Source organism: Streptomyces boluensis (genome assembly GCF_009908195.1).
Classification (GTDB): Bacteria; Actinomycetota; Actinomycetes; order Streptomycetales; family Streptomycetaceae; genus Streptomyces; species Streptomyces boluensis.
This window is the reverse complement of record NZ_JAAAHS010000381.1, coordinates 1-7,408: the sequence shown is the minus strand read 5'-3', so window position 1 is coordinate 7,408 and position 7,408 is coordinate 1. Positions and strand designations below refer to the sequence as shown.

5 protein-coding genes are annotated in these 7,408 nt (G+C 70.8%); 3 read left to right on the top strand and 2 right to left on the bottom strand.

The window, feature by feature from the left end:
- Positions 1–275 precede the first annotated feature (275 nt).
- The gene (locus GUY60_RS31435; protein WP_161704010.1) at positions 276–698 is read left to right on the top strand and encodes a PPOX class F420-dependent oxidoreductase; all 423 of its coding nucleotides are present in this window, start codon (positions 276–278) and stop codon (positions 696–698) included.
- A 36-nt stretch (positions 699–734) separates the two neighbouring features.
- Here GUY60_RS31435 and lysX read toward each other — a convergent pair whose 3' ends face one another.
- On the bottom strand, positions 735–4,073 hold the full coding sequence (lysX, locus tag GUY60_RS31430; RefSeq protein ID WP_161704008.1) for a bifunctional lysylphosphatidylglycerol synthetase/lysine--tRNA ligase LysX: 3,339 nt from the start codon (positions 4,071–4,073) through the stop codon (positions 735–737).
- 101 nt (positions 4,074–4,174) lie between these two features.
- Between lysX and GUY60_RS31425 the strand changes: the two genes are divergently transcribed.
- Positions 4,175–4,639, top strand: a complete 465-nt coding sequence (locus GUY60_RS31425; protein ID WP_161704006.1) for a universal stress protein — start codon at positions 4,175–4,177, stop codon at positions 4,637–4,639.
- A gap of 101 nt (positions 4,640–4,740) precedes the next feature.
- Positions 4,741–6,171 (top strand): amino acid permease, encoded by a 1,431-nt coding sequence (locus GUY60_RS31420; RefSeq protein ID WP_161704004.1) that lies wholly within the window; start codon positions 4,741–4,743, stop codon positions 6,169–6,171.
- 88 nt (positions 6,172–6,259) lie between these two features.
- On the opposite strand, the gene GUY60_RS31415 is transcribed toward GUY60_RS31420, so the two are convergent.
- Positions 6,260–7,408: CapA family protein (locus tag GUY60_RS31415; protein ID WP_188133099.1), on the bottom strand; the 1,149-nt coding region annotated here is incomplete at its 5' end.

The following is a 7,408-nucleotide window of genomic DNA, read 5'->3' as shown; positions in this document are numbered from 1 at the left end:
GTCGGGCCGGGCGTCTCACTCGGCGTGGGCTCCGCGGCCAACGCGTAGGACTTCCTCGGATCGACGGGTTCGCTCATCGTTCTTCCTCCCCATGACACCGTCCGCACGGTGGCGGAGATCATGAAATGTACAGGACATTGGAGCCGCGACACCCCCCGTTTCCATGGCAGTTCGCCCCTCCACGTACCGTGATCATTCCGCCGGTCCGCACAGCCGACAGCACCGCCGACAACACAGCGCACAGCACCACCCACAGCACAGTCAAGAGGAGAACGATGAGCCAGCTCACGCAGGACGTACGGGACCGTCTCGCCGGGACCGGCATCTGGTTCGTGGCGTCCACCAACCCGGACGGCTCCCCGCATGTGAGCCCGATGTGGGTCGACGTGGACGGGGACCACCTCTGGTTCAACACGTCCGTGGGCCGCGTCAAGGAGCGCAACCTCCGCGCCGACCCGCGTATCTGCCTCTCCAACGCGGACACCGCCAACCCCTTCGACCGGGTGCAGATCCACGGCCGTGTGGTCCGGTTCGTCGAGGGCGAGCAGGCCGACCGCGACATGGACCGCCTCGCCCACAAGTACCTGGGCACGCCCTACGAGTGGCTGATCCCCGGCGAGCGCCGCATCAGCATCGTCGTCGAGCCGGAGCGGGTACGTCGCATCGTGGGCGTCGAGCCGTTCGGCGCGCCCAAGTAGCCACTCCCCAGGACGGGAACGCGGCACGTACAGGTCTCAGCGCCGCCGCACCAGCGGGAACGGCAGTGTCTCCCGGATCGTCAGGCCGGTGAGGAACATGACGAGACGGTCGACGCCGATACCGAGGCCGCCCGTCGGGGGCATCGCGTACTCCAGGGCGTCGAGGAAGTCCTCGTCGAGTTCCATCGCCTCCGGATCGCCGCCCGCCGCGAGCAGGGACTGCGCGGTGAGGCGGCGGCGCTGCTCCACCGGGTCGGTCAACTCCGAGTAGGCGGTGCCCAGTTCGGTACCGAAGGCGACCAGGTCCCAGCGCTCCGCGAGCCGCGGGTCGGTGCGGTGCTGGCGGGTCAGCGGGGACACGTCGGTCGGGAAGTCCTTGTAGAACGTGGGGAGTTGGGTCTTCTCCTCGACGAGGCGTTCGTACATTTCGAGCACGACGTCGCCACGGCTGTCCGCCGGTGTGTACGGGACGCCCGCGCGGTCGCAGAGCAGGTACAGCGCGGGCGGCTCCGTGTCGGCGGTGACCTCTTCGCCGAGGGCCTCGGAGATCGCCCCGTAGACCGTCTTCACGGGCCAGGCGCCGGAGATGTCGTGCTCGGCCAACTTCCCCCGCTCGTCCGGCTTGTGGGCGACCGGGCGGCCGAACGCGGCGGTCGCCGCGCCCTGGATGAGTTCGCGGGTGAGGTCGAGCATCACGTCGTAGTCCGCGAAGGCCTGGTACGCCTCCAGCATCGTGAACTCGGGGTTGTGCTTGTAGCTCACCCCCTCGTTGCGGAAGGTGCGGCCCATCTCGAACACCTTCTCCAGACCCCCGACGCAGAGCCGCTTGAGGTACAGCTCGGGGGCGATGCGCAGGTACAGGTCCAGGTCGTAGGCGTTGATGTGGGTGGTGAAGGGGCGGGCGTTGGCGCCACCGTGGATCTGCTGGAGCATCGGGGTCTCGACCTCCAGGTAGCCGCGCTCCAACAGGCCCTGGCGCAGCGCCTGTACGGCCGCCGAGCGGTGCCGTACGACATCGCGGGCGTCGGGGTCCGCGACCAGGTCCACGTACCGGCGGCGCACCTTCGCCTCCGGGTCGGCGAGGCCGCGGCGCTTGTCGGGCAGCGGGCGCAGGCACTTGCCGGTGAGCTGCCAGTCGGTGACGAAGACGGAGAGTTCCCCCTTGTCGGACGTGCCGATCTCGCCGCTCGCGCTGATGTGGTCGCCGATGTCGGTGCGCGCGGTGAACTCCCGCAGCGCGGCGTCGTGTTCGCGCGTGAACGCCAGTTGCAGATCGCCCGACCAGTCGCGAAGGACCGCGAAGGCGACGCCGCCAAGGTCCCGTACGAGCATCACGCGGCCCGCGACCGTGACCTGTTCGCCGGTGCGGGTGCCCGGGGGCAGGCCGGGGTGGGCGGCGCGGATCGCGGCGAGGGTGTGGGTGCGCGGGGCGATGCCGACCGGGTACGGGTCGATGCCCTCGTCCCGCAGCCGCCCCAGCTTGCGGTGCCGGACGCGGACCTGTTCGGGCAGCGCCTCGTGCGGGTCGGCGGGGCCCGACTCCCGTGCGTCCAGGCCGAGTTCACCGATCTCCGGCAGGCCCTCGGTGGTGGCGGGCTGCACGAGCGCCGACGGCCGGTGCCCCTTGCCCCACAGCTTGCGCATGCTGGGTACGGAGACGAAGCCCTCGGCGATGCCGGAGGCCAGCGAGATCCGGGCGAGGGAGCCCGCGTCGCCGTAGCAGATGAATCGCGGGTACCACTCGGGGTCGTACTTGGCGTTGGAGCGGTAAAGGGCCTCCAACTGCCACCACTTGGAGAAGAAAAGCAGCAGCTTGCGCCAGAGCCGGAGCACCGGACCGGCGCCGATCCGGCCGCCCTCCGCGAACACCGAGCGGAACACGGCGAAGTTCAGCGACACCCGGTGCACCCCCAACTTGCCGACGGCGGCGCAGAGTTCGGCCACCATGAACTCCATGACGCCGTTGGGCGCGCTGCGGTCGCGGCGCATCAGGTCGAGGGAGATGCCGTCCTTGCCCCACGGTACGAAGGAGAGGAGCGCGAGCAGCCTGCCGTGTGCGTCGTGGCACTCGACGAGCAGACAGTCGCCGTCCCGCGGGTCACCGAGCCGGTCGAGGGCCATGGAGAAGCCGCGTTCGGTCTCCGTGTCGCGCCAGGCGTCGGCCCTGTCGATGATCTCCTCCATCTCCGCGTCGGAGAGGGCGGAGTGGCGGCGTACCCGGCAGCTCGCGCCGGTGCGCCTGACCCGGTTGACGGCCTGCCGGGTGACCCGCATGTCACGGCCGTCCAGGTCGAACCGCGCGACGTGCAGGATCGCCTCGTCGCCGAGTTCGAGGGCGCCGAGCCCGTGCCGGGCGAAGGCCTTGGCGCCCTCCTCCGAGGCACCCATCACGGCGGGCGCCCACGCGTACCGCTTCGCCGCGTCGAGCCACTGCTCGACGGCCTGGTCCCAGGCGCCGGGGTCGCCCACCGGGTCGCCGCTGGCCAGGCACACCCCGGCCTCGACGCGGTAGGTGACGGCGGCCTTGCCGCTGGGCGCGAAGACGACGGCCTTGTCGCGGCGGGTGGCGAAGTAGCCGAGCGAGTCCTGCGCGCCGTACGCGCCGAGCAGCGCCCGGATCCGGGACTCCTCGTCGCCGTGCAGGGCGGCGTCCATGCGCTGCGAGCGGAACAGTGTGTACGCCGCGTACAGCAGCGTCAGCGCGCCGAACAGGCCGAGGAGGAAGTGCACGGACCGTGGCGGGCTGCCGTCGAAGTGCCCGGGGGCGACGATGCCGCCGCAGACCCGGGTGATCGCCCACAGCAGGCGCTGCCCCTTCTCCAGGGTGCCGGGGAACAGCTCGACCAGGCCCCAGCCGGCCAGGAAGGAGATCAGCAGGCCGACGAGGAGCGCGGCGAGGGCCCGCAGGAACGCGCCGCGGCGCGCGTCCGCGTAGAACTCCCGGTGGGCGAGGACCAGGACGATCAGGGCGAGGCCGCAGACGATCGCCGAGGGCAGGGCCTCGCCGACCTCGCCGAATGCGATCGTCAGTCCGTCCAGGATGATCAGTACGGAGAGGTAGGCGACCACCACGCGCCAGGCGATGGTCTTGCGGGAGGCGCAGGCCGCGGCGAGCAGGAACAGGAACACGGCGTTGGCGAGGTTCGCGCTGACCGGCACCGTCGCCGTGTCCAGGGCGTGCGTCACGGGTCGCAGCAGCCGGCGCAGCGGGGCGATCACCGCGATGAGTACGCAGTAGCCGCCGACGAGCCCGAAGAACGTCGCGAACGCGTCCGGGACCCTGCTCAGCCAGGCGTCGCCGCGTGGGCCCCCTCCCCGCTCCTTGGGCGGCGCGTCGGCTATGGCGGGCTCGGACTCCTGCACCCTGGCGCTCATGATCCGACTCTAAGAACGCGGCCCTGGACCCGCCCGTCGAGCGAGGCCCGGCGGGGTACCCGGGCGCGGGGCCCGGCCATGACAGGCCCTATCCTCACGGCGTGACGGAACACCAGGCCCACCGGTTCGAGCGGGGCACGGACGGCCCCAAAGTGATCGTCGTCGGCCTCGACGGATCCGAGTCCTCGCTGCGCGCCGCGGCCTACGCGGCGGGCCTCGCCCGACGGCAGCGCGCGCTGCTCGCGGTGGTCTACGTACAGCCGGTGATGACGGCGGGCGCGGCGCTCGGGGCGCCGGTCGGGGGCACGACGGACGAGATCGCGGAGTCCCTGATCAAGGAGATCCGGGAGGCCGCGGAGCGGGTCCGGCACATATACGACAACGTGCGCTGGGAGTTCCACACCTTCCGCGGCGACCCGTACAACGGGCTTGTCGAGGCCGCCGACGCGCTGACCGCCGACGCCGTCGTCGTGGGCGCGTCCGAGCAGGCCGGGCACCGGCTGATCGGCTCGGTCGCGGTGCGCCTGGTGAAGGCGGGCCGCTGGCCTGTCACGGTGGTGCCGTGACCCCAACGCACTCCCGAGACGCTTCCCGTCTTCCGTCGGGGACGCTTTGCCAGCATCATGACCGGCCATCAGCCACTGTCGTCCACGACGAGGTGAGACTCATGGCCGGGCTCCGCATGGGACAGGGCGTTCTGCGCCGCAAACCGATTGAACAGATCGAAGAAGGCAGCGCCAGCCAGCAGCTGACCCAGACGCTCGGTCTCTGGCAGCTCACCGCCATCGGCGTCGGCGGCATCATCGGAGCGGGCATCTTCAGCCTGGCCGGCGCCGTCGCCAACGGCACCGCGGGCCCCGCGGTGCTGGTGTCGTTCCTGATCGCGGGCATCGCGAGCGCCGCGGCCGCGTTCTCGTACGCCGAGTTCGCCGGCATGATCCCGAAGGCGGGCTCCGCCTACACGTACGGGTACGCGGTCCTCGGTGAGCTGGCCGGCTGGTTCATCGGCTGGGACCTGCTCCTGGAGTACACGGCCATCGTGGCGGTGGTCGCCATCGGCATCTCCGGCTACTTCGGCTTCCTAGTCGAGGCGATGGGCGCCGAGCTGCCGAACTGGATGATGGGGGCGCCGGGGACCGGCGACGGGCACCGGATCGACCTGTTCGCGGTGGTCCTGTGCCTGTTGATCGCGTATCTGCTGACCCTCGGCATCAAGAACGCGGCCCGGTTCGAGACCGTGGTCGTGATCCTGAAGGTCCTGGTCGTGCTCCTGGTGATCGCGGTCGGCTTCTTCCACATCGACACGGCCAACTACAACCCGTTCTTCCCGTACGGGGTGGGCGGGGCGTTCACGGGCGCCGCGACGGTGTTCTTCGCGGTGTTCGGGTACGACGCGATGTCGACGGCGGCCGAGGAGTCCAAGGACGCGCAGCGCCACATGCCGAAGGCGATCATGTACTCGCTCGCCATCTCGATGGTCCTGTACGTGCTGGCCTGCCTGGTCCTGACCGGTATGCAGAACTACAAGGACATCGACAAGGAGAGCGGCTTCTCCACCGCCTTCGAGTCGGTGGGCCTCGACGGGCTCGCCAACGTCATCGCGGTCGGCGCGATCATCGGCATCCTCACCGTGATGTTCACGTTCATGCTGGGCGTCACGCGCGTGTGGTTCTCGATGAGCCGGGACGGGCTGCTGCCGCAGTGGTTCGCCAAGACCCACCCGACCCGGCACGTGCCGACCCGTGTCACCTGGATCGTGGGCGTGCTCTCGGCGGCCATCGCCGGGTTCATGCCGATCGGCGAGGCCGCCGAACTCACCAATATCGGGATCCTGTTGGCGTTCGTCGTGGTCTGCGTCGCGGTGATCGTGCTGCGCTACCGGCAGCCGGATCTGCCGCGCTCCTTCCGCTGCCCGGGGATGCCGTTCGTGCCGGCCATCGGCGTGGGGTTCTCGCTGTGGCTGATCACGTTCCTCGCCTGGCAGACCTGGGCACGGTTCGCGGTCTGGTTCCTGATCGGCCTGGTCGTGTACTTCGGCTACTCGTACCGCGCCTCGAAGCTGGCCCGCCCCGAGGAGGAGACACCGCACAAACTCTGAGACACGGCCCACGGGTACGGGGGTCCGCCACTGCGCTCCGGGCAGTGGCGGGCCCCCGTTCCCGTACCCAAGTGCCGTACAGCACCCGCTACTTGGCCATCACGAGCCCTTGCTTCGCGGCGCCCCGGCTGAGCACGATGCGGCGGATCCGGTCGCGCAGCTCCGTGTGCTCGGCGCCGCGTGCGAGGGCCGCGTTCAGGTTGACCACGCGCCCCTCGTCGGTGTTGAACCAGTGCGGCAGGAACTCGGCCTTGGCCACCTCCCAGCGCCCGCCCGGCCGCTTCGGCGGTACGAAGGTGAAGCGGCCGATGGTGCCCTGGTTGCCGCGTGCGTCCCGCGCCCCCGAGTGGTTGATCATGTCTCCGGCGATCTGGTCACCGAGCCCGTACACCACCCAGGTCCCGTTGACCTTCTCGTACGCCTGCGGAACATGTGCGTGGGTGCCGATGATCAGGTCGATGTCGGGGCGTCCGGCGGTCCGGGACGCGGTGAGTTCCTTGGCGAGGCGCACCTGCTTGGCGTCCGGCTCGTCCTGCCACTCGGTGCCCCAGTGCGGGGAGAACACGACGACGTCGGCGCCTGCCTTGCGCGCCGCCCGCGCGTCGGCGATCACCTTGTCCTTGTCGAGCCGGTTCACGGACCACGGCTTGCCGTCGGGGAGCGGGATGCCGTTGGTGCCGTACGTGGCGGCGATGTGCGCGACCTTCGCCCCGCCCGCCGTCAGCATCGTCGGGGTCCGCGCCTCCTTCTCGGTACGGGCCGAACCGGCGTGCTTCAGGCCGGCCTTGTCCATGGCGCCGAGGGTGCGGGCGATGCCTTCGGCGCCGGCGTCGAGGGTGTGGTTGGACGCGGTGGAGCAGCCGTCGTACCCGGTGGCGGCGAGCGCGGAGGCGATCTGGGGCGGGGACTTGAAGGTGGGGTAGCCGGTGTAGTGGCCGTTCTCGCCGTAGACGGTCTCCATGTGACAGAGCGCCAGATCGGCCCGGGAGATGACGGGTCGGGCCCCGGCGAGCATCGGCCCGAAGTCGTAGCCGTCGCCGCCCGCGTCGGCCGCGGCCTGCTTGATGATCGAGGAGTGCGGGAGCACGTCGCCGGAGGCCGCGAGCGTGAAGCCGGGCTCCGCCGCTGTCTTGCCGCCCACCGCGGAGTGCGCGCCGGGCCTGCCGGAGGAGCGCGGGGCGGCGGAGTGCGCGGGGGCGGACTTCGGTGCGCCGGGCGGGGGCGCGGCGCACCGAAG